General features: G+C 71.1%; 18 protein-coding genes and 2 tRNA genes. 17 read left to right on the top strand and 3 right to left on the bottom strand.

All coding sequences use genetic code 11. The annotated features are described in order from the left end of the window. Nucleotides 1–14 precede the first annotated feature (14 nt). The 12 genes from ACH4KB_RS19210 to ACH4KB_RS19155 all read left to right on the top strand — a co-directional run bounded on the left by ACH4KB_RS19210 (nucleotide 15) and on the right by ACH4KB_RS19155 (nucleotide 13,254). On the top strand, nucleotides 15–1,856 hold the full coding sequence (locus ACH4KB_RS19210) for an LCP family protein (RefSeq protein WP_398067072.1): 1,842 nt from the start codon (nucleotides 15–17) through the stop codon (nucleotides 1,854–1,856). Between the two features lie 228 nt (nucleotides 1,857–2,084). After that, the gene (rsfS, locus tag ACH4KB_RS19205) at nucleotides 2,085–2,516 is read left to right on the top strand and encodes a ribosome silencing factor (RefSeq protein WP_006124372.1); all 432 of its coding nucleotides are present in this window, start codon (nucleotides 2,085–2,087) and stop codon (nucleotides 2,514–2,516) included. Continuing rightward, nucleotides 2,513–3,166 (top strand): histidine phosphatase family protein, encoded by a 654-nt coding sequence (locus tag ACH4KB_RS19200; RefSeq protein ID WP_398067224.1) that lies wholly within the window; start codon nucleotides 2,513–2,515, stop codon nucleotides 3,164–3,166. Before rsfS ends, ACH4KB_RS19200 begins: the two co-directional genes overlap by 4 nt. A 139-nt stretch (nucleotides 3,167–3,305) precedes the next feature. Then, a tRNA-Ala gene (locus ACH4KB_RS19195) sits at nucleotides 3,306–3,378 on the top strand. Nucleotides 3,379–3,510: 132 nt separating this feature from the next. Next, nucleotides 3,511–3,699 carry a hypothetical protein gene (locus tag ACH4KB_RS19190; protein ID WP_398067071.1) on the top strand — a complete coding sequence of 63 codons (189 nt, stop codon included), beginning with the start codon at nucleotides 3,511–3,513 and terminating at the stop codon, nucleotides 3,697–3,699. A 3-nt stretch (nucleotides 3,700–3,702) separates the two neighbouring features. Beyond that, nucleotides 3,703–3,936 (top strand): hypothetical protein, encoded by a 234-nt coding sequence (locus ACH4KB_RS19185; RefSeq protein ID WP_003969224.1) that lies wholly within the window; start codon nucleotides 3,703–3,705, stop codon nucleotides 3,934–3,936. A 132-nt stretch (nucleotides 3,937–4,068) separates the two neighbouring features. Continuing rightward, nucleotides 4,069–4,141, top strand: a tRNA-Ala gene (locus tag ACH4KB_RS19180). 276 nt (nucleotides 4,142–4,417) lie between these two features. After that, nucleotides 4,418–7,291 carry a leucine--tRNA ligase gene (gene leuS, locus ACH4KB_RS19175; RefSeq protein WP_398067070.1) on the top strand — a complete coding sequence of 958 codons (2,874 nt, stop codon included), beginning with the start codon at nucleotides 4,418–4,420 and terminating at the stop codon, nucleotides 7,289–7,291. A 187-nt stretch (nucleotides 7,292–7,478) separates the two neighbouring features. Continuing rightward, nucleotides 7,479–8,264, top strand: coding sequence for a hypothetical protein (locus tag ACH4KB_RS19170; protein ID WP_398067069.1), 786 nt, complete (start codon nucleotides 7,479–7,481; stop codon nucleotides 8,262–8,264). Between the two features lie 122 nt (nucleotides 8,265–8,386). Next, nucleotides 8,387–9,232: a DegV family protein gene (locus ACH4KB_RS19165; protein WP_398067068.1), complete on the top strand. Its 846-nt coding sequence runs from the start codon at nucleotides 8,387–8,389 to the stop codon at nucleotides 9,230–9,232. Between the two features lie 723 nt (nucleotides 9,233–9,955). After that, nucleotides 9,956–10,645, top strand: coding sequence for a helix-hairpin-helix domain-containing protein (locus ACH4KB_RS19160; RefSeq protein ID WP_398067067.1), 690 nt, complete (start codon nucleotides 9,956–9,958; stop codon nucleotides 10,643–10,645). Continuing rightward, nucleotides 10,642–13,254: a ComEC/Rec2 family competence protein gene (locus tag ACH4KB_RS19155; RefSeq protein ID WP_398067066.1), complete on the top strand. Its 2,613-nt coding sequence runs from the start codon at nucleotides 10,642–10,644 to the stop codon at nucleotides 13,252–13,254. The genes ACH4KB_RS19160 and ACH4KB_RS19155 overlap by 4 nt, the downstream gene beginning before the upstream one ends. An 11-nt stretch (nucleotides 13,255–13,265) precedes the next feature. On the opposite strand, the gene ACH4KB_RS19150 is transcribed toward ACH4KB_RS19155, so the two are convergent. Beyond that, on the bottom strand, nucleotides 13,266–13,724 hold the full coding sequence (locus ACH4KB_RS19150) for a pyridoxamine 5'-phosphate oxidase family protein (RefSeq protein WP_398067065.1): 459 nt from the start codon (nucleotides 13,722–13,724) through the stop codon (nucleotides 13,266–13,268). A 295-nt stretch (nucleotides 13,725–14,019) separates the two neighbouring features. On the opposite strand from ACH4KB_RS19150, the gene ACH4KB_RS19145 reads away from it, so the two are divergent. Then, nucleotides 14,020–14,895: an arylamine N-acetyltransferase gene (locus ACH4KB_RS19145; protein WP_398067064.1), complete on the top strand. Its 876-nt coding sequence runs from the start codon at nucleotides 14,020–14,022 to the stop codon at nucleotides 14,893–14,895. Between the two features lie 234 nt (nucleotides 14,896–15,129). Then, nucleotides 15,130–16,011 (top strand): YceI family protein, encoded by an 882-nt coding sequence (locus tag ACH4KB_RS19140; protein WP_398067223.1) that lies wholly within the window; start codon nucleotides 15,130–15,132, stop codon nucleotides 16,009–16,011. 39 nt (nucleotides 16,012–16,050) lie between these two features. Here the strand turns inward: ACH4KB_RS19140 and ACH4KB_RS19135 are convergent, their stop codons facing one another. After that, complete coding sequence (locus tag ACH4KB_RS19135; RefSeq protein WP_032791316.1) at nucleotides 16,051–16,296, bottom strand: hypothetical protein; 246 nt, start codon at nucleotides 16,294–16,296, stop codon at nucleotides 16,051–16,053. 130 nt (nucleotides 16,297–16,426) lie between these two features. Between ACH4KB_RS19135 and holA the strand changes: the two genes are divergently transcribed. Further along, entirely contained in the window at nucleotides 16,427–17,413 is a 987-nt protein-coding gene (gene holA, locus ACH4KB_RS19130; RefSeq protein ID WP_398067063.1) for a DNA polymerase III subunit delta, read from the top strand. 403 nt (nucleotides 17,414–17,816) lie between these two features. Here the strand turns inward: holA and rpsT are convergent, their stop codons facing one another. Next, the gene (gene rpsT, locus ACH4KB_RS19125; RefSeq protein WP_018961227.1) at nucleotides 17,817–18,083 is read right to left on the bottom strand and encodes a 30S ribosomal protein S20; all 267 of its coding nucleotides are present in this window, start codon (nucleotides 18,081–18,083) and stop codon (nucleotides 17,817–17,819) included. A 216-nt stretch (nucleotides 18,084–18,299) separates the two neighbouring features. Between rpsT and lepA the strand changes: the two genes are divergently transcribed. Together lepA and ACH4KB_RS19115 are read left to right on the top strand one after the other, a co-directional pair. Further along, the gene (lepA, locus tag ACH4KB_RS19120; RefSeq protein WP_228922660.1) at nucleotides 18,300–20,174 is read left to right on the top strand and encodes a translation elongation factor 4; all 1,875 of its coding nucleotides are present in this window, start codon (nucleotides 18,300–18,302) and stop codon (nucleotides 20,172–20,174) included. A gap of 272 nt (nucleotides 20,175–20,446) precedes the next feature. Continuing rightward, on the top strand, nucleotides 20,447–22,336 hold the full coding sequence (locus tag ACH4KB_RS19115; protein WP_398067062.1) for an AMP-dependent synthetase/ligase: 1,890 nt from the start codon (nucleotides 20,447–20,449) through the stop codon (nucleotides 22,334–22,336). Nucleotides 22,337–22,515 lie beyond the last annotated feature (179 nt).

The raw sequence follows: 22,515 nt of genomic DNA, 5'->3' as shown, positions 1-22,515 counted from the left end.
GGAGAGGGGCACCGGTGAACGACCCGCAGAACCCGTACGACCCGTACTACCAAGAGCCGCAGATCATCGGCTACGACGCGTACGGGCAGCCGGTCTACCAGCAGCAGGGGCAACAGCAGTACGACCAGCAGGGCCAGTACGACCAGTACGACCAGCAGGGTCAGCAGGGTCAGGGTTACGACCCCTACGCCGCACAACCGGGTCAGGGACACCGGACCCAGGACGCCGGCTACGGCTACGACGCGTACGGCAACCCCCAGCAGCAGCCCCAGAGTTACGACCCCTACGCCGCCCAGCATCCGGGACAGACGCCTCAGCCGCCCCGGACGCAGCAGGGCCAGGGCACGGACCAGGGGTACGGCTACGGCTCCTACACCGACTACGGGTACGCCACCGGGCCCCAGCCCGCCGCGGTCGACACCGGCCAGCACTGGAGCATCCCGCAGCAGGGTGCGGCCCCCGCCCCGGAACAGGCCCCGCAGCAGCCTCCCGCTCAGCAGTCACAGCATCCGCAGCAGTCACAGCAGTCACAGCAGTCGGTGGAAGACGTAGCGGAGCCGGACGCGGAGCCTGCGCTTCCAGGGCAGCGCAAGCCCGCCCCCGACTACCGCACCGAGCAGTTCTCGTTCATCGAGGAGCCCGACGAGGACTCCGAAGACGTCATCGACTGGCTGAAATTCACCGAGAGCCGCAGCGAGCGGCGCGAAGAGGCCCGGCGCAAGGGCCGCAACCGGATGGTCGCCCTCATCGTCGTCGCCGTTCTCGTCGTCGTCGGCGGGGCCGGCTATCTCTGGTCCGCCGACCTGATCCCGGGCCTGTCCGGGACGGACGAGAAGAAGACCGTGGCCGCCGGCGCCCAGCAGCGCGACATGATGGTGGTGCATCTGCACGACACGAAGAAGGGCGGCACCTCGACGGCGCTGCTCGTCGACAACGCCACCACCAAGCAGGGCACCACCGTCCTGCTGCCGAACTCCCTCGCCGTCGCCTCCGACGACGGAACCACCACCACACTCGGCAAGTCCGTCGAGGACGACGGCAGGACCGGCACCCGGGAGGCGATCGACACCCTCCTGGGCACCCGGATCACCGGCACCTGGCGGCTGGACACCCCGTACCTGGAGAACCTCGTCGAGCTGGTCGGCAACATCGAGGTCGACACCGACACCGATGTGCCGGGCGCGAAGAAGGGCGAGTCGCCCCTGGTGAACAAGGGCGAGGGGCAGACGCTCAGCGGCACGATGGCCGTCGCCTACGCCACGTACCGTGCGCCGGGGGAGCCCGAGGCCAAGCAGCTGACGCGGTTCGGCGAGGTCATGCGGGCCACGCTGCGCAAGATCTCCGAGGATCCCAAGGCCGCGACCGTCACCATCGAGACGCTGCTCCAGGTGCTGGACCCGTCGCTGCCCGAGAAGGACCTCGGGGCCTCGCTCGCCAAGCTGGCCTCGCGTGCCAAGGTCGGCGACTACAAGACGGCCCTGCTGCCGGTCCAGGAGGACGGCACGCTCACCGAGGCGGACACCCGCGACGTCGTCAAGGACATCCTCGGCGGCACGGTGAAGGCCCCCGAGGCGGGAGCTCCGCTCCGGGTCGCCGTCCGCAACGCGACCGGGAACGAGAAGGCCGCGGAAGCCGCCCGGGTCCAGCTGGTCAACGGCGGTTACGCCTTCGTGGACAGCGGCAAGGCAGGGTCCGAGGCGTCGTCCGTCGTGCTCTACCGGTCCGCCGAGGACAAGGAGAAGGCCGTCGAGGTGGCCAAGACCCTGGGCCTCTCCGCGGGTGACGTGAAGAAGGGCGAGCCGGCCGCCAACGCCGACGTGTCCGCGGTCCTCGGACAGGACTACGAGGTCCCGTAGCCCGCCCGGGACCACCGGCCGGCGCTCCGGCGCCGGCCGGTATCCCGCGTCCGCACCCGACCGGGAAAGCAGTTCGGTCCAGCCGGGAAACCCGGTGAGGCCCCGCCGGGAAACCCAGTGAGCCCGGCCGGGAAACCGGATGAGGCCCGGCCGGGAAACGCAGTAAGGCTCTGTCGGCGGTCCGTGAGACCCTAGAGGTTGCATCCGACCGCCGACGAAAGCCTGCATGTGACCGCCACGGACCGCTCCATCGAGCTCATCAACGCCGCCGCTCAGGCGGCCGCCGACCGGCTCGCGCACGACATCATCGCCTACGACGTCAGCGATGTGCTGTCGATCACCGACGCCTTCCTGCTGGCCTCGGCCCCCAACGACCGCCAGGTCAAGTCGATCGTCGACGAGATCGAGGAGCGGCTCCAGAAGGAGCTCGGCGCCAAGCCGGTGCGCCGCGAGGGCGACCGCGACGCCCGCTGGATCCTCCTCGACTACGTCGACATCGTCATCCACGTCCAGCACAGCGAGGAGCGCGTCTTCTACGCGCTGGAGCGCCTGTGGAAGGACTGCCCGGAGATCGCCCTCCCCGAGGACGCGGTCAAGACCCGTGGCAAGGCCGAGGAGCACGCACAGCTCAACGGCGGCACGGAAGGCGATCAGAGCTGAACGGCAGCAGCAGCGGCACGGGCCGCAGGATCGTTCTCTGGCGGCACGGCCAGACGGCGTGGAACCTGGAGCGCCGTTTCCAGGGCTCCACGGACATCGAGCTCACCGAGGCGGGCGTCGGGCAGGCCCGCCGTTCCGCCCGGCTGCTCGCCTCGCTGAGGCCGGACGCCATCGTCGCCTCCGACCTGCGACGGGCGGCGGCCACGGCTGCCGAGCTCTCCGCCGTCAGCGGCCTCTCCGTCGCCCACGACGCCGCACTCCGTGAGACGTACGCCGGTGCCTGGCAGGGGCTGACCCACCAGGAGATCGTCGAGCGCTTCGGTGATCAGTACGCGGCGTGGAAGCGCGGAGAGCCCGTGCGTCGCGGCGGCGGCGAGCTGGAGACCGAGGTCGCCGACCGTGCGGCCCCGGTCGTTCTGGAGCACGCCGAGAAGCTTCCGGAGAACGGCACGCTCGTCGTGGTCAGCCACGGCGGCACGATCAGGACGACGATCGGCCGGCTGCTGGGCCTGGAGGCGCACCACTGGGAAGGGCTCGGCGGGCTGTCCAACTGCTGCTGGTCCGTCCTCGGCGAGGGTGCGCGCGGCTGGCGTCTGCTGGAACACAACGCCGGCACGCTCCCGGAGCCGGTCCTCGGCGACGACGACTAGACGCCGTCGGGAGGCAGTTGAGAGGCCGTTCGCGGGCCGTCCTCGGGCGGCCCGGGCCGGATTTCACTTTCCGGCCGGTCGCAGGCTAAAGTTCTTCTTGTTCGCAGCGCGGAAACGCAGGGAAACAACAGCGAACAGCGGGGCTATAGCTCAGTTGGTAGAGCGCCTGCATGGCATGCAGGAGGTCAGGAGTTCAATTCTCCTTAGCTCCACAATCAGGATCCCGTCCCCACCAGGGGGCGGGATCTTCTGTATGGGGAGCACCGGGCGGGCTGACCCCCTTGCGGGGCCATGGCAGAATCGGAACGCCGGAGGGGGCGACGTACCGATCGGGAGGGAGCGCGATGCCTGCGAGTCGCGAACACGTCCCCGACCAGCCTCTCGTCGCCGCCCCGTACCCCGGCCCCGTACCGCTCGAAGATCGATCCCGCCTCGGCTGCCCGTCCTGCGGTTCGTCCCATGTGGCCCAGGTTCTGGGTGACAACGGAGGGGTCTCCTACGTGTGCACGGCCTGCGGCCACAGCTGGAGCTGACTGATGGGTGCACACAGGCGTAAGTGCGACTGGTGCGGCAGCGGTACGCCCATCGTCAGGGACATGGACCCGGTCAACGCGGAGTACCAGTACTGGTGCGAGGAATGCGCGCGGGCGCTGATCATAAAAGGCGACCCCATCGAGACCTACCGGGAGCTGGAGGGGGAGCCGATCTACGGGCGGCTCCTGGAGGAGCACTGCACCCTCAAGCGCTTCTACTCCTTCGCGACCGCCTGACCTGCGGCTGACGATCCACTGTTCGGGATGATTCGGACGTATCGGTGCGGACCGGAAACGATTTGGTGAAGCACCGGGGGGACCGTGTAATGTTCTCGATGTCGCCAAGGGAAACCGGGCGGCACGCGACAAGGGGCTATAGCTCAGTTGGTAGAGCGCCTGCATGGCATGCAGGAGGTCAGGAGTTCAATTCTCCTTAGCTCCACAAGATCGACAGTGAGGAAGCGGGTCACCCGGATCGGGTGGCCCGCTTCTTTTGTCCGGACTTCTCCAGGGTCGCCGCCCCCTGGTCACCCCCCGCTCCCTTACGGGCCCGTGCGGTACCCTGACGCCATGCGTGCCGTACGCCTTCTGCTTAGCGAGCCGCGCTGAACAGCCCCGACCGGTGAGAACGCCTGGTCGGAGTCAGCGCGGCGTCCCCTCCTGTGCGAGGGGATTTTTCGTTTCCCGGCAGATGACGATCGATGGAGCTTTGAGGATCATGAGCGAGACGAATTCCGCAGCCGAGACGGCCGCGCCGCACCGCTACACGGCGGCGATGGCCGCCGACATCGAGGCACGCTGGCAGGACTTCTGGGACGCCGAGGGGACGTACGAGGCGCCCAACCCCACCGGTGACCTGGCAGGCGACCCGGAGCTGGCCGCCAAGCCGAAGAAGTTCATCATGGACATGTTCCCGTACCCCTCGGGTGCGGGGCTGCACGTCGGACACCCGCTGGGCTACATCGCCACCGATGTCTACGCCCGCCACCAGCGGATGACCGGCCACAACGTGCTGCACACCCTGGGGTTCGACGCCTTCGGCCTGCCCGCCGAGCAGTACGCCGTCCAGACGGGCACCCACCCCCGGGTCTCCACCGAGGCCAACATGGAGAACATGAAGGCCCAGCTGCGCCGGCTGGGTCTGGGCCACGACAACCGCCGCTCCTTCGCGACGATCGAGGCCGAGTACTACAAGTGGACGCAGTGGATCTTCCTGCAGATCTTCAACTCCTGGTACGACACCGAGGCCGACCGGGCCCGTCCGATCGCCGAGCTGGTCGAGCAGTTCGAGAGCGGTACGCGCGCGACCCCCGACGGCCGTGAGTGGAGCGCCCTGAGCGCCACCGAGCGCGCCGACCTGCTGAGCGAGTACCGCCTGGCGTACGCCTCCGACGCCCCGGTGAACTGGTCGCCCGGGCTGGGCACCGTCCTGGCCAACGAGGAGGTCACCGCCGACGGCCGCTCCGAGCGCGGCAACTTCCCCGTCTTCAAGGCCAAGCTGCGCCAGTGGAACATGCGCATCACCTCTTACGCCGACCGGCTGCTGAACGACCTGGACGGGCTGGACTGGCCCGAGGCCATCAAGCTGCAGCAGCGCAACTGGATCGGCCGCTCCGAGGGCGCCCGGGTCGAGTTCCCGGTGGACACCGCCGGCGGCATCACCGTCTTCACCACCCGTCAGGACACCCTGTTCGGCGCGACGTACATGGTGCTGGCGCCCGAGCACGACATGGTCGAGCGGATCATCCCGGCCGCCTGGCCCGAGGGCACCCACCCGGTGTGGACCGGTGGGCACGCGAGCCCGGCCGAGGCCGTCACCGCGTACCGCAAGCAGGCCGCCGCCAAGTCCGACGTCGAGCGGCAGGCCGAGGCCAAGGACAAGACCGGTGTCTTCACCGGCGCGTACGCGAACAACCCGGTCAGCGGCGAGAAGGTCCCCGTCTTCATCGCCGACTACGTCCTGATGGGCTACGGCACCGGCGCGATCATGGCCGTACCGGCGCACGACGCGCGCGACTTCGCCTTCGCGCGCGCCTTCGAGCTGCCGATGCGCTGCGTCGTCCAACCCTCCGACGACCGCGGAACCGACCCCTCCACGTGGGACGACGCCTTCGCCTCGTACGACGCGAAGCTGGTCAACTCCGCCAACGAGGAGATCTCGCTGGACGGCCTGGGCGTCGTCGAGGCCAAGGCGAGGATCACTGACTGGCTGAAGGAACACGGCGTCGGCGAGGGCACCGTCAACTTCCGGCTGCGCGACTGGCTGTTCAGCCGGCAGCGCTACTGGGGCGAGCCGTTCCCGATCGTGTACGACGAGGACGGCATCGCCCACCCGCTGCCCGAGTCGATGCTGCCGCTGGAGCTGCCCGAGGTCGAGGACTACTCCCCGCGCACCTTCGACCCGGAGGACGCGACCGCCCAGCCCGAGACCCCGCTGTCGCGCAACGCCGACTGGGTCAACGTCACGCTGGACCTGGGCGACGGCGCCGGCCCCCGGCAGTACCGCCGCGAGACCAACACCATGCCCAACTGGGCCGGTTCCTGCTGGTACGAGCTGCGCTACCTGGACCCGAACAACGACCGGCAGCTGGTCGACCCGGCGATCGAGCAGTACTGGATGGGCCCGCGCGAGGGGCAGCCCACGGGCGGTGTCGACCTGTACGTCGGCGGCGCCGAGCACGCCGTGCTGCACCTGCTGTACGCGCGCTTCTGGTCCAAGGTGCTGCACGACCTGGGCCACATCTCCTCCGCCGAGCCGTTCCACAAGCTGTACAACCAGGGCATGATCCAGGCCTTCGTCTACCGCGACAGCCGGGGCATCGCCGTGCCGGCCGCCGAGGTGGAGGAGCGCGACGGCGCGTTCTACCACGAGGGCGAGAAGGTCAGCCGCGTCCTGGGCAAGATGGGCAAGTCCCTGAAGAACGCGGTCACGCCGGACGAGATCTGCGCCGAGTACGGTGCGGACACCCTGCGCCTGTACGAGATGGCGATGGGCCCCCTGGACGTGTCGCGCCCCTGGGACACCCGGGCCGTGGTCGGCCAGTACCGGCTGCTCCAGCGTCTGTGGCGCAATGTGGTCGACGAGGAGACCGGTGAGATCACCGTCGTCGACACGGAGCCCGGGGAGGAGACGCTGCGCGCCCTGCACAAGGCCATCGACGGAGTCGGCCAGGACATGGCGGGGATGCGGTTCAACACCGCCATCGCCAAGGTCACCGAGCTGAACAACCACCTGACGAAGGCCGGCGGCCCGCTGTCCCGCTCCGTCGCCGAGCGGCTGGTCCTGCTGATCGCCCCGCTGGCCCCGCACATCGCGGAGGAGCTGTGGCGGCGGCTGGGCCACACCGGGTCGGTCGTGCACCAGGACTTCCCGGTGGCGGACCCGGCGTACGTCGTGGACGAGACCGTCACCTGCGTCGTCCAGATCAAGGGCAAGGTCCGGGCCCGCCTGGAGGTCTCGCCCGCCATCGCGGACGAGGAGCTGGAGGCGCTGGCCCTCGCCGACGAGGCGGTCGTCGCGGCGCTGGGCGGGGCCGGGATCCGGAAGGTGATCGTGCGCGCGCCGAAGCTGGTGAACATCGTCCCCGCGTGACGACTGCGACGACTGCCGCGTGAGGACTGTTGTGTGACGACGGCCGTGTGACGGTGTCTGGGCGTGGTGAGGGCCATCCCCTACGGGCAGGTTGGGGGTTCCGAAGGAACCCTCGGCCTGCCCGTTCCGTTTACGGTGGAGGGGGCGACCGGTATCGGCGGCCGCATCGAGATATCGAGGGGCATTCATGGAAGCCGCGCTCACGATCCTGGCGTTGCTCTTGGTCGCGTTCGTCGCGCTGGGTGTCTACGCGACCGTGAAGGCCGTCGGCGCGGCCAAGCGAGGCGTGGACCGCACGATCACGCAGGCCCGGCGCACCGTGGAGGACACCACGCTCCGGGCCAAGAGCTTCGGGCAGACGGGCGTCGCCGGCGAGCTGGCGCAGCTCCGGCTCACCCTGCGCACCTCGATGCGCGCCACACAGGACGCTCTGCACGCCGGTGCCGCCGAGGACGCGTCCCTGGCCGAGTCGGTGGCGCTGTTCCGGAGGCTGAGCGAGCACGGCCTCGAACTGGACGACGAGCTGAAGCGGCTGGAGCGCGAGCCGGACCGGGCGACGGTCGCGGGCCTGCTGCCCAAGCTGAGGGAACGCACGCAGCGGATCACGCACTCGGCGGAGTCGCTGCGCTGGGCGGCGCGGGACCGGGCGCGGCAGTTCGCCGACGACGACCTGGACGCGCTGAACGCGCAGATCGACATCGAGGCCGGCGCGCTGCGGCACTGGACCGTCGAGGAGCCGCCGCTGGCATCCGGCGCGGGGACACCCGCCTCGGCACCGGGCCCCGGCCCCGGGACGGACTGGCCCGAGCCGGCCGCCTCGACGGACCCCTCGGCCGGGAACAGCGGCACGGCCGACCAGGCGTGGCCCGGACCGGCCCGCGAGGAGAGCCCGCAGGCGATCACCGCCCCGGACCCGCGGCTGCGCACGACCTACCCCTGGCAGAAGTCCACCCGGCCGGAAACGACGAACTGACGCACACGCGACGGCTCGGGCCTATCCACGACCCGGCCGGATACGTTCCTGAGCGGCCATGAATGATCAGAGGGCCGGGGCCGGGCTGCCGCACTCCCACCACGCCAGGTAACCTCCGGCTCATGTCCCGCCATGTCGCTATCGTCACCGATTCCACGGCCTACCTGCCGCGCCCGACGATGGAACGGCACGGCATCACCGCAGTGCCGCTGACCGTCGTCCTGGGCGACCGGGCGCTGGAGGAGGGCACGGAGATCTCGGCCCGCTCGCTCGCCCTGGCTCTGCGGAAACGCCACTCCGTGACCACGTCCCGCCCCAGCCCCGAGGTCTTCGCCGCGGCCTACCGGGCGGCGGCCGAGGGCGGCGCGGACGCGGTGGTGTCGCTGCACCTGTCGTCGGAGTTCTCGGGCACGTACGACGCCGCGCTGCTCGCGGCGGCGGACGCCCCCGTCCCGGTACGTGTGGTGGACACCGGCATGGTCGCCATGGCCCTCGGATTCTGCGCTCTGGCGGCTGCGGAGACCGCCGAGGCGGGCGGCGGCCTGGACGAGGCGGTGTCGGCCGCAGAGAAGCGGGCCGCGGGTACCTCGGCGTATTTCTATGTCGACACACTCGACTATCTGCGCCGGGGCGGACGCATCGGTACGGCGCAGGCCCTGCTGGGATCCGCGCTGGCGGTGAAACCGATCCTGGAGCTCGACGCGGGACGGATCGAGATGCTGGAGAAGGTGCGGACGGCGTCCAAGGCCATCGCCCGCCTGGAGGAGATCGTCGCCGAGCGGGCGGGGACGGCCCCGGTGGACATCGCCGTGCACCACCTCGCCGCCCCGGAGCGCGCGGAGCGCCTGGCCGAGCGGCTGCGCGAGCGCGTTCCCGGCCTGGTCGACCTCCACGTCAGCGAGGTCGGCGCGGTGATCGGGGCGCACACGGGGCCGGGGCTGCTCGGCGCGGTGATCTCTCTACGGTGATCTCTCTACGGTGATCTCTCCGCCCTGATCTCTCCGCGCCGATCTCTCCGCGCCGAGTTCTCCGCCCTGATCTCCTCTCGGTGAGCGGGATTTCACCCCGTGGAGTGGTCGAGTTGTCCACAACCGCCGGTCTTTCCACAGGAACCGGTGCTGCTCAGCGGGTTCGGGCGGATGTGCCTAACGTCGTGAGGCATGGCCCTTCGATCTTCTCCGGCGTCGGCTCCCGATGCTCCTCCCGCCTCTGCCCTGTCATCCGATGCATCGTCCACGTACCCGCCTCCGTCTTCGCCTCCGCCGCCCGACCCGTTGTCGGCGAGGCCGCCCGCACGGATGCGGCGCGGGCCCGGCACGCGCCCGAGCGGCCGGGCGGGCGTGGGCCCCGGCGCGCGTCCCGGTGCACGCCACGGTGGGCGGCTGTCCGCGCGGGGGCGTTCCGCCCGTGCCGCGGCGGCCGCGCGGCGTCGGGCGGACGCGCTGATGGCAGGTGCCCCCGGGCCAGGGCGCGGTGCAGCGCCCGCACCGGTACGTGAGGCGGAGCCTGTGCCCGCACGGGTACGTGAGGCGGAGCCTGTGCCCGCACGGGTACGTGAGGCGGAGCCTGTGCCCGCACCCGCGTCGGACGCTCCGGGAGCGGTGTCCGGGGGTACGGGTACGGCTGGGGCGGGCCGTCTGGTGTCAGCCGTTCGGGAGCGACTGGCGTTGTGGGTGCGGCTCCGGTGCGGGATGGCGCCGCGCACGCCGGTGGTGCTCGGACTGGTGCTGATCGCCGCCGTGGGTGTCGCGGCGTTCCACTTCTGGTCCGTACGCCCCCAGGCCGTGCGCCCGCCGGAACCGGTCGCCGACGAGGCGGCGGCGCCCGCGTTGCCCCCGGACCCGTTACGGTCCGGGGGCCCCGGACAGGCCCCACGTCCGACCGCGGGGGCGCCACCGGACGTGGATGCGGGCGGGAGCGGGCAGATCGTCGTCGATGTGAGCGGCAAGGTGCGCCGGCCGGGGGTCCGTCGGCTTCCGGCGGGCTCGCGGGTGGCGGACGCGCTCGACGCGGCGGGTGGTGTGCGCGCGGGCACGGATGTGACGGGGATCAATCGGGCACGGGTCCTGCTGGACGGTGAGCAGGTCGTCGTGGGTCTGCCGCCCGGTCCTAGGGTCCCCGGGCCGGGCAGTGGCGGGCACGCCGGGGCCGGCGGGCCGGGCGGCGCGCCGGGTGGGCCCGGATCCTCGGCCCCGCTGAGCCTGAACACGGCGACCGCGGAGCAGTTGGAAACGCTGCCAGGGGTCGGGCCCGTGCTGGCTCAGCACATGATCGACTACCGCACGGAGAACAGCGGATTCCGGTCCGTCGACGAGCTCAGGCAGGTCAACGGGATCGGCGACCGCCGATTCGCCGAACTCCAGCCGCTCGTACGGCCATGAGCAGCCGGGAGGCCCGGCCCCACGTTCGGGGAGCGGGCGATGTCGCGGGCAGTTCGGCGTGCGCACCGAGTGTTCCGGGAACGCGGAGTGATGCGGATGCGCCGAGTGTTCCGGGAACGCGGAGTGGTTCGGATGCGCCGAGTGATGCGGGAACGCCGGGTGGGGCCGGGGCGCGGGGCGACGGGCCCGCGGACCTGCGGCTCGTTCCGCCCGCCCTGGCGGTCTGGGCGGCTGCGGCGTCGACGCTGGGGCTGCCGGGGCGGTGGGTGGCCGCCGTGGCAGCCGCCTGCCTGGTTCCGGCGGTCGTTCTGCTGGCGGTGGCCTCGCGCACCGCGCGGGAGGGGCGGCCCGCCCGACGGTCCCGGGCCGTCGCCGCCGGGGGAGCCGTCCTGCTGTGCGCGGCGGCGGGCGCGGCCGTGGCCGGACTCCACGGCGCCGATGTCCGGCGCGGTCCCGTCCCCGGGCTGGCAGAGGAGTACGCGCGGATCGACGCCGACGTACGGGTGACCTCGGATCCCCGGACGACCCGCCCGGCGGTCCGGGGCAGCCACAGCGCCCCGGCCCTTCTCCTGATCGACGCCGAGGTCATGGAGATGCGGAAGCCGGACGGCTCGCGCACCCGGGTCCGGACCCCGGTGCTGCTCATGGTCGCGGCGGGCGACCACCGGGCGGACTGGCAGAAGCTGCTGCCGTCCACCCGGCTCCGGCTCGGCGGCAGGCTCTCGCCCCCCGCCCATGAGGGCGAACGCCTGGCTGCGGTCCTCCGGGTGGACGACGAGGGGGCGCCTCGGATCACCGGGCCGCCGACGCCGATCCAGCGCATGGCCGGGGAACTGCGCGCCGGGCTGCGGGAGGCGACGGACGATCTGGACGCGGACGCCCGTGCGCTGTTGCCGGGGTTGGTGGTCGGAGACACCTCCAGGGTCCCGCCCGAACTCCACGACGCTTTCAAGGCGACTGACCTGACGCACCTTTTGAGCGTCTCCGGGGCCAATTTATCGATTTTGCTCTTTCTCCTCGTCGGGCCGCCGGGATCGGCACTGAGCGCGGAACGGCGTGGGCTGGCACCCCTGTTGGGGCTTTCGCTGCGGGGCACCGCGTTGATCGGCGGTGGGCTGACCCTCGCCTTCATCGTCGTGTGCCGTCCGGAACCGAGCGTGCTCCGCGCGGCAGCCTGCGGTCTCATCACGCTCCTCGCGATCGGAACAGGGCGTCGGAGGTCCCTGATTCCCGCCCTGGCGGCGGCTGTCGTCCTCCTGCTCCTCTACGATCCCTGGCTCGCCCGGAGCTACGGTTTCCTGCTGTCGGTGCTCGCCACCGGTGCGCTGCTGACCCTCGCGCCACGGTGGAGCGCCGCCCTGCGGGCGCGGCGGGTGCCGGGGAGGCTCGCCGAGGTGCTGGCCGCGGCGGCGGCCGCGCAGGCCGTGTGCGCACCCGTGGTGGTGGTCCTGGCCTCACGGGTCAGCCTGGTGGCGGTCCCGTGCAACCTGCTGGCGGAGTTCGCCGTGGCACCGGCGACCGTGCTCGGGTTCGCGGCCCTGGCCTTCGCCCCGGTCTCCCCGCCGGTGGCCGAACTGCTGGCCGGGATCGCGGGCTGGCCGGTCGGGTGGGTCGCCACGGTCGCCCGCACGGGAGCGGGGCTCCCCGGAGCGGAGGCCAAGTGGCCCGGAGGGTGGTCCGGCGCGGCGCTGCTGGCCGGCCTCACGGTGCTGGCCGTGCTCCTGGCGCCGAGGCTGGCCCGGCGCCCGTGGATCTGCGCGGCCACCGGGCTGCTCCTCGTGCTGGCGGTGCTGAGGCCGGTTCCGCTGACCCGGATCATGACCGGATGGCCGCCGCCCGACTGGGCGTTCGCCCTCTGCGACGTGGGGCAGGGCGACGCCATGGTGCTCATGGCGGGGGAGGGCACGGGGGTGGTCGTCGACACCGGACCCGACCCCCGTGCGGTCGACCGGTGTCTGCGCGACCTCGCGGTGACCCGTGTGCCCCTCGTGGTTCTCACCCACTTCCACGCCGACCATGTGCGCGGGCTGCCGGGCGTGCTCCGGGGCAGGGCGGTGGGCGCGATCCAGACGACGGGCCTCGAAGAGCCGCCGGAACAGGCCGCGTTCGTACGGCGGACAGCGGCTGCGGCGCGGGTCCCGACGATGCGGGCCCTGGCGGGTGAGCGCCGCCGCGCGGGCCCGGTCGACTGGCGGGTCCTCTGGCCGCGCCAAGGGACCGGGGGAGTGGGGGCGCTGGTGCGGGAGCCGAACGACTCCAGCGTCACGCTGCGCGTACGGGCGGCCGGCGGGCTGACGCTGCTGCTCCTCGGGGACCTCGAACCCCCGGCCCAGCGGGAGCTGCTGCGCGGCCGGGAGGCCGCGGGTCCCGTGGACGTCCTCAAGGTGGCCCACCACGGCTCGGCGTTCCAGGACACCGGGCTGCTCCACAGCGTACGGCCGAGGCTGGCGCTCATCTCCTGCGGCGCGGACAACCCGTACGGACACCCCTCGGCCCGCACGGTGGGCGCCCTCAGGGCGGCCGGGGCCCGGGTCCTGCGCACCGACACCGACGGCCCGATCGCGGTGACGGGCACCGGGAAGGCGTTGCGGGCGGTGGGCCGGTCATGACATCGCGCGGGTCAGACCAGCCATGCTCCGGTGAGCATCAGGTCGCGGTCGGCCAGTTCGTTCACCTCGCGCCAGGCGCGCACGGTGTGGGGGGTGATGTGCAGAAACACCCAGACGGGGGTGCGCGGGTTCCATCGGAGCTTCGCGGCGAAGGCTTCCCTTGTCGCGGGGGGAAGGTCGGCCCCCTCCAGGATCCTCGCCCGGCCCTCGATCAGCACCACGTCGCGCGTGGGGCCGAGGGTGACGCGGATCGGGCCGTCGGGAGTCACGTTGACGGCGGTGGGATTGGTCCGCCGGGTGGCCATGACCAGGGTGCCGGTGTCGTCGTCCCAGAGGAACGACAGTGGGACCAGCGTGGGAACGCCGTCCGCGGAGGCTGTCGCCACCCACGCGTCCTCGTCCTGTCGCAGACGGTCCAGGGTGTCCTGCTTGCGCTGCTCCCGGCTGCGCGCGGGATCGTGTTCGGTCATGCCCGTCAGGCTAGAACGCGATCACCGTGCCACGCCTCGGGCAACAGGCCTCGGTCAGTAGTCCTAGGCCCTGTCGTCGAACTCCCGCCTGCCCCGCGGCGCCATGCACGCACTCTCGCCGCACCGGGCACACGCCCGAGTACGTCCAGTACGCGGACCTGCGCCCGGCACACCGAGAGCACGCACCTGACCCCGCAGGGCCGCCCTTCGGGCGACGGCGGGAGTTCGACGACAGGACCTAGGACCGTCGTGGGACCGGTGGTCCGTGGGGCGGAAGCGGGCGCAGACTGTGCCCATGACCTCGCAGAAACCCACGACGTCCGGCGCCTCCGTACCGGGACCCGACAACGGCGTCGACGGCATCACCCCCGCTGCCGTCGACGCCTATCTCACCCGGATCGGCGCGGACCGTCCGGCGCGGGCCGACGTCGAAGCGCTGCGCGAACTGCAGCACCGGCATCTGCTCGCCGTGCCCTTCGAGAACCTCTCGGTCCATCTGGGCGAGGACATCGTGCTGGAGGAACGGGCGCTCATGGCCAAGGTGACCGGCGGTCGCGGGGGCTTCTGCTACGAACTGAACGGCGCGTTCGGGGCGTTGCTGCGTGCCCTCGGCTTCCGGGTGACCCTCCTCCAGGCCCGGGTTTTCGGCGACGGCGGCCGCCTGGGTATTCCGTACGACCACATGGCGCTGCGGGTGGAGACCGAGGACGGTACGGGGCCCTGGCTGGCGGATGTCGGGTTCGGCGACAACGCGATGTGGCCGCTGGCGCTCGACGACCGGGCGGAGCAGGAGGATCCCCGGGGGGTGTTCCGGCTCCGTCAGGCGCCGCATGGGGATCTGGATCTGCTGCGCGGAGGCTCACGGCAGTTCCGGCTCGACCTGAGACCGCGGACGCTGCCGGAGTTCCGGGGAGGGGCCTGGTACCACCGCACCTCGCCGGACTCGCACTTCACCCGGTCCCTGGTGTGCTCCCGGTACACGGAGACCGGGAGGGTGACGCTGAGCGGGCGGACCCTGATCACCACGGTCGGCGGGGATCAGCACCGTACGGAACTGGCCACGGACGAGGAGGTGCTCGCCGCCTACCGGGACCACTTCGGGGTGCGGCTCTCCCGGGTTCCCCGACTCCGGGAGACGGCCGCGGCACCGGGGCCCGCCGTCGGCGGGTGACACGCGAAACGCTACGGACGAACGCCACTCGACGCGGCTCGTCGCATCTCGCCATACGTCCGTGCACCTCATTACACCTTGTGGCAGCTCCGTACAAGACCCCCCGAGGCCCTCCGTTTGCCTCGAACGCCGCAATAGTGATCGAATGCATATTCGTCGGCGGGCCGCTGATCCGACAAAGACGTCCATATGTCAGGGGTCCGAAGCGTGCAGCGCCCCTGGGGGTACGTAGAGATGTTCGGCCGTTGGCTGGAAAACAGAGGCCAGGCGGGTGGGCGCGGTGGGGCCTTCGCCGGATTCCGGGTGCCCCGTAGCGCGGGCGTGCTCAACTGCCGGGTGCTGGATCCGGTCAACGAGCCGGTTCGGCAGGCCGAGTTCGTCGTGACCGACAGCGCTGGACGCAAGGTGATCGGCGGCGAGACGGACCCCTTCGGCAGTGTTCTCGCCACGGTCCCGGCGGGCGACTACCGGCTGGCGATCACGGCCGAGGGCTTCACCCCGTTCCACGGAGCGGTGACGGTGGCCGAGGGCGCGCACGCCACTCTGGGCGATGTGACCCTCCAGGTGGCGCAGCCGCCGCAGCTGCCCGACCCCGGCGACTGGGACATCGAGCCGAACCACTCGCAGATCGGTTTCACCGCCCGGCACATCGGGCTGGCGCGCATCCACGGCAGGTTCAACACCTTCGCCGGGGCGGTCCGGATCGCCGACCGCATGGAGGACTCCGCCATGCACGTGATCATCGACGCGGCCTCGATCGACACCAATGTGCAGATGCGCGACGACCACCTGCGCTCCGGCGACTTCCTCGACGTCGGCCGCTACCCGACGCTGGAGTTCTACAGTGAGCGCTTCGTCCACCGGGGCGGCAGCCGGTGGGGCGTCACCGGGGCGCTGACCCTGCACGGCGTCAGCCGTACCGTGACGCTGGACACCCAGTACCTCGGGATCGGCAGCGGCCTGGAGGGCGAGACGCGCGCCGCCTGCCGGGCCACCACCGAACTGCACCGCGAGGATTTCACCCTCACCTGGCAGACCATGGTGGCGCGCGGGATCGCCGTGGTGGGGCCCAGCATCGTCATCGACCTGGACATCCAGATCGTGCCCAAGGGCTGAGCGGGCCGGACCGTTCCCGAGGGCCGCTCCGGCCGGGCGTCACGGCTTCTCCAGCCAGCCTTCGTACTCCTCCGCGAACGCGTCGAGCGCGGCCGGGTCCAGGCGTCCGGCCGCGTCCTCCACGACCACCAGCCACTGGGCGTCCTCGGCGTCGTCCTCGCCGGCCAGCGCGTCCCGTACGAGCTGAGGCTCCTCGGCGACCCCGAAGCGGTCCGCCAGCTCCCCGGCCACCTCCTCCGCGGCATCACGGTCGGGCAGCACCAGTACATGTCTCACATCGCTCACCCGGTCATTCTCCGGTACGGGCGTTCGCGTCTCGTGCCCCGGTCCAGCGCACCGGACTCGTGCCCCGGTCCAGCGCACCGATGCCCGGGGCAGCCCGGGCTGTCAGTGGGGCGTGGGATGCTGGATCGTGATGGCCACCAGGAAGAATTCCACCGACGATCCGCTCGCGCCCCTCACCCTCGCCGTGGGCCAGGAGGACCTCCTCCTGGACCGTGCGGTGCGGCAGGTGGTGGTGGCCGCCCGCGCTGCCGACGCCGACACGGACGTACGTGATCTGGCATCCGACCAGTTGCAGCCCGGCACGCTCGCCGAGCTCACCAGCCCCTCGCTCTTCGCCGAGCGCAAGGTCGTGATCGTGCGCAACGCGCAGGACCTCTCGGCCGACACGATCAAGGACGTCAAGGCGTATCTCGGCGCGCCGGTCGAGGAGATCACGCTCGTCCTGCTGCACGCGGGCGGTGCCAAGGGCAAGGGGCTGCTGGACGCGGCGCGCAAGGCCGGGGCGCGGGAGGTCGCCTGTCCGAAGACCACCAAGCCCGCCGAGCGGCTCTCCTTCGTACGGTCGGAGTTCCGGGCGCACGGACGGTCCGCGACGCCGGAGGCCTGCCAGGCGTTGGTCGACTCCATCGGCAGCGATCTGCGGGAGCTGGCGAGTGCGGTGTCCCAGCTGATCGCGGACGTCGAGGGCACGATCGACGAGGCGGTCGTCGGGCGCTATTACACCGGGCGGGCGGAGGCCTCGTCGTTCACCGTCGCCGACCGGGCGGTCGAGGGGCGCGCGGCGGAGGCGCTGGAGGCACTGCGGTGGTCGCTGTCGACCGGGGTCCCGCCCGTCCTGATCACCAGTGCGTTGGCGCAGGGGGTACGGGCGATCGGGAAGCTGTCCTCGGCCCGGGGCGGCCGGCCGGCGGATCTGGCCCGGGAGCTGGGTATGCCGCCGTGGAAGATCGACCGGGTGCGGCAACAGATGCGCGGATGGACGCCGGACGGGGTCGCGGTGGCGCTGCGGGCGGTGGCGGCGGCGGACGCGGGGGTGAAGGGCGGGGGGGACGACCCCGACTACGCCCTGGAGAAGGCCGTCGTCGCCGTTGCGCGGGCCGCGCGGGCCGGGCGGTAGGCCTCTCGGGGCGGGGCGGGCGGTTCGCCGCCGGGCGCGGGGCCCTGTGGTGACCGGTTCCGTCCTCAAGCGCCGGACGGGCTGGGGGTGCCCCGGCATCGTGCTGGGATTGCCTCGGCATCGTGCTGGGCGCGTGCGGGCCCTCGTGCGATCGCCGGTTCCGTCCTCAAGCACCGGACGGGCTGGGGGCGCCCCGGTGCGTTGGATGTCGCCTCACGCGCGGAAGCCCCGGTCCTCGATCTGGGGAGATCGGGGGCCGGGGCTTCCGGGTCACACTCTGAGTGCGCCGCACCCGCGTGGCGAACGCAGGTTCGGTGTGCGGCGCGGGGTGCCGGTCAGGGGCGGGAGAGAGGGCCCGTCTGGTCCGTTCCGGCGGTCACATCAGTGAGCTTCGGGAAGAAGCTCAGGCCTGCAGGGCGGCAACCTTGGACGCCAGCGCCGACTTCTTGTTGGCGGCGGCGTTCTTGTGGATGACACCCTTCGAGACAGCCTTGTCGAGCTGACGGGAAGCGTCGCGGACGGCCGTGGTGGCCTTCTCGACGTCACCGGCAACGGCGGCCTCGCGGGCCTTGCGGATCGCGGTCTTGAGCGACGACTTGACGGCCTTGTTGCGCAGGCGCGCCTTCTCGTTGGTCTTGTTCCGCTTGATCTGGGACTTGATGTTCGCCACGAATAGAGCCTTTTCAGGTTCGTTGGATCTTCCAGGTGAGCCGCGCCGCTCGTGAGAGCCACGAGGCACAGCTGTCCACGGTAGCAGTCACCCTCCGACCGGCCCAAACCGGTCGCTGTCCCGCAGGCGTGGGACGATGGAGCCTACGTATCGATCCGACCGACCCGACATCGACCCGAGACACGGCGTTCGGCGTCTCAAGAATCAGGACCCTGCGTGCCCGCGACTCCTTCCAACGTGCCCGAGCCGAGCCGTACCGACCCGGCGCTGATCCGCAATTTCTGCATCATCGCGCACATCGACCACGGCAAGTCGACCCTCGCCGACCGGATGCTTCAGCTGACCGGAGTGGTCGACCAGCGGCAGATGCGTGCTCAGTACCTCGACCGGATGGACATCGAGCGCGAGCGCGGCATCACCATCAAGTCCCAGGCGGTCCGGCTGCCCTGGGCCCCCAACACGGGTGAGGACACGGGCACCACCCATGTCCTCAACATGATCGACACCCCGGGCCACGTGGACTTCACCTACGAGGTCTCCCGTTCGCTCGCGGCCTGCGAGGGCACGGTGCTGCTGGTCGACGCAGCGCAGGGCATCGAGGCCCAGACGCTGGCCAACCTCTATCTTGCGATGGAGAACGACCTCACCATCGTCCCGGTGCTCAACAAGATCGACCTCCCGGCCGCCCAGCCGGAGAAGTTCTCCGAGGAGCTGGCCAACCTCATCGGCTGCCAGCCCGAGGACGTGCTCAAGGTCTCCGCGAAGACCGGCGTCGGCGTGGACGCGCTGCTCGACCGGGTCGTGCGGGACGTGCCGGCCCCGGTCGGCGTCGCGGACGCCCCCGCCCGCGCGATGATCTTCGACTCGGTCTACGACGCGTACCGCGGTGTCGTCACCTATGTCCGTGTCATCGACGGGCAGCTCAACAAGCGCGAGCGCATCCGCATGATGTCGACCGGCGCCACCCACGAGCTGCTGGAGATCGGGGTGTCGTCCCCCGAGATGACCCCGGCCGACGGCATCGGCGTGGGTGAGGTCGGCTACATCATCACCGGGGTGAAGGACGTCCGGCAGTCCAAGGTGGGTGACACGATCACCTCGCTGCACAACGGGGCGACCGAGGCGCTGGGCGGCTACAAGGAGCCCAAGCCGATGGTGTTCTCCGGGCTGTATCCGCTGGACGGCTCGGACTACCCGGACCTGCGCGAGGCGCTGGACAAGCTCCAGCTCAACGACGCCGCCCTGGTCTACGAGCCGGAGACCTCCGCCGCGCTCGGCTTCGGCTTCCGCGTCGGCTTCCTCGGCCTGCTCCACCTGGACGTGGTCCGTGAGCGGCTGGAGCGCGAGTTCGGCCTCGATCTGATCGCCACCGCCCCGAACGTGGTCTACCGCGTCGAGATGGAGGACGGCTCCGAGCACGTCGTCACCAACCCGAGCGAGTTCCCCGAGGGCAAGATCGACAAGGTGCACGAGCCGGTCGTCCGCGCCACGGTGCTGGCCCCGAGCGAGTTCATCGGCGCGATCATGGAGCTGTGCCAGAACCGGCGCGGCACCCTGCTCGGCATGGACTACCTCTCCGAGGACCGGGTCGAGATCCGCTACACCCTGCCGCTCGCGGAGATCGTCTTCGACTTCTTCGACCAGCTGAAGTCCAAGACCCGGGGTTACGCCTCCCTCGACTACGAGCCCACCGGCGAGCAGTCGGCCCAGCTCGTCAAGGTCGACATCCTGCTGCACGGCGACAAGGTGGACGCGTTCTCCGCGGTCACCCACAAGGACAAGGCGTACGCGTACGGCGTACGGCTCGTCGCCAAGCTGCAGAAGCTCATCCCCCGGCAGAACTTCGAGGTGCCGATCCAGGCGGCCATCGGCGCCCGGGTCATCGCCCGGGAGACCGTCCGCGCCATCCGCAAGGACGTCCTCGCCAAGTGCTACGGCGGTGACATCTCCCGTAAGCGGAAGCTGCTGGAGAAGCAGAAGGAGGGCAAGAAGCGGATGAAGATGGTCGGCAACGTGGAGGTTCCGCAGGACGCCTTCATCTCCGTCCTGTCGACCGACGAGTCCGCGGGTGAGAGCAAGGGCAAGAAGTAGTCCGCTCTCCAAGGGTCCTCATGCCGCAGCAGTACCGGCGTGGGGGCCCTTTCGTTATGAAAGCTGCGGTCCGTTGCCCCTTACGTGGCGGACACGCGCGTTCTACTCTGATCACGACTCGATGGTTACTGGTCAGTTAAACAAGCCCGACCAAGCAGGTTGCGCAGAAGCACGGGAGCAGTAGGCAGTAGGCGGTAGGCAGCGGGACCACAGCAGCCAGTCGCCCTATCAAAGAAGCCGGTCGTAGCAATGCCGCAGGCCCGGAGGACGTCGTGAGCGACACACAGACCCTGATCGATAACCGGCCGCCCTCCGTGGCGTCCCTCTTCATCGACCGCGTGGCGGCGACCCCGGACGGGGAGGCGTACCGCTATCCGGTGCCGTCGGCCTCGGGCTCGGGTCCCGACGACTGGAAGTCGTTGAGCTGGGGCCAGGCCTCGGAGCGGGTCTACGCGATCGCCGCCGGTCTGATCGCCCTCGGCGTGCGGCCGGAGGAGCGGGTCGCCCTCTCCTCGGCCACCCGGGTGGAATGGATCCTCATCGACCTCGGGGTGATGTGCGCGGGCGCCGCGACGACCACCATCTACCCGTCCACGAACGCCGAGGAGTCCGCCTTCATCCTGGCCGACTCCGAGAGCCGGATCCTCATCGCGGAGGACGCCGAGCAGCTGGCCAAGGCCCGGGAGACCCGCGCGGACCTGCCGAACCTCGCCCATGTGGTGGTCATCGACCCGGCCGGCGTCGAGCCCGCCGATGACGACCCCGAGGGCTGGATCATCACCCTCGCCGAGCTGGAGGCCCAGGGCGCCGAGCTCCTCGCCGAGACCCCGGACGCGGTCACCGGGCGGGTCGCCGCGATCACCGCCGACCAGCTCGCCACCCTCATCTACACCTCGGGCACCACCGGCCGCCCCAAGGGCGTACGGCTGCCGCACGACAACTGGTCGTACATGGCCAAGGCCACCGTGGCGACCGGGCTGATCACGGCCGAGGACGTGCAGTACCTCTGGCTGCCGCTCGCCCACGTCTTCGGCAAGGTCCTCACCTCCGGGCAGATCGAGGTCGGCCACGTCACCGCGATCGACGGCCGCATCGACAAGATCATCGAGAACCTGCCGATCGTCCAGCCGACCTACATGGCCGCCGTGCCCCGGATCTTCGAGAAGGTCTACAACGGGGTCGCCTCCAAGGCCCGCGCGGGTGGTGGCGCCAAGTACAAGATCTTCCAGTGGGCGGCCGAGGTCGCCCGCGAGTACGCCAAGGTCTCCCAGGACAACTTCCGCCGCACCGGCAACGCCTCCGTCCCCTTCGCGCTCGGCGCCAAGCACAAGGTCGCCGACGCCCTCGTCTACTCCAAGATCCGTGAGGCCTTCGGCGGCCGGCTGCGCGCCTGTATCTCCGGCTCCGCCGCCCTCGCCCCGGACATCGGCTACTTCTTCGCGGGCGCCGGCGTCCACATCCTGGAGGGGTACGGCCTCACCGAGACCAGCGCCGCCTCCTTCGTCAACCCGGGCGAGGCCTACCGCACCGGCACCGTCGGCAAGCCGCTCCCCGGCACCGAGGTGCGCATCGCCGACGACGGGGAGATCCTGCTGCGCGGCCCCGGCGTGATGGAGGGCTACCACAACCTGCCCGACAAGACCGAAGAGGTCCTGGAGTCGGACGGCTGGATCCACACCGGGGACATCGGCGAGCTGTCGGTCGACGGCTACCTGCGCATCACCGACCGCAAGAAGGACCTGATCAAGACGTCCGGCGGAAAGTACGTCGCCCCGGCGGAGGTCGAGGGCCAGTTCAAGGCGGTCTGCCCGTTCGTCTCCAACATCCTGGTGCACGGCGCGGACCGTAACTTCTGCACCGCGCTCATCGCGCTCGACGGCCCCACCCTCCTCGGCTGGGCCGCCGAGAACGGCCTGGAGGGCAAGTCGTACGCGGAGGTCGTCGCCGCCCCGCAGACCGTCGAGCTGATCGACGGGTACGTCAAGCGCCTCAACGAGGGCCTCCAGCGCTGGCAGACCATCAAGAAGTTCCGCCTCCTGCCGCGTGACCTGGACGTCGAGCACGGCGAGCTGACCCCCAGCCTCAAGCTGAAGCGCCCGGTCGTCGAGCGGGAGTACCGGGGGCTCATCGACGAGATGTACGCGGGCTCGCGCGAGGCCTGAGCCACGCGGCCGGCGCGGGGCGCGAGCCTCTCATGGCGGCCGTCCGGGGGCTCGGCCCCGGACGGGCACCGGCGGGGGGGGGGGGGGGGGCCCCCCGGGGGGGCCCCCCCCCCCCCCCCGCGGCCGCCGCCCCCCCCCCCCCCCGCGCCGCCGGGGGGGGGGGGGGGGGGGGGGTGTTT

The sequence above is a fragment of the Streptomyces sp. NPDC017520 genome, assembly GCF_044329855.1.
Lineage (GTDB): Bacteria > Actinomycetota > Actinomycetes > Streptomycetales > Streptomycetaceae > Streptomyces.
This window is presented reverse-complemented; position numbering and strand designations above follow the sequence as displayed.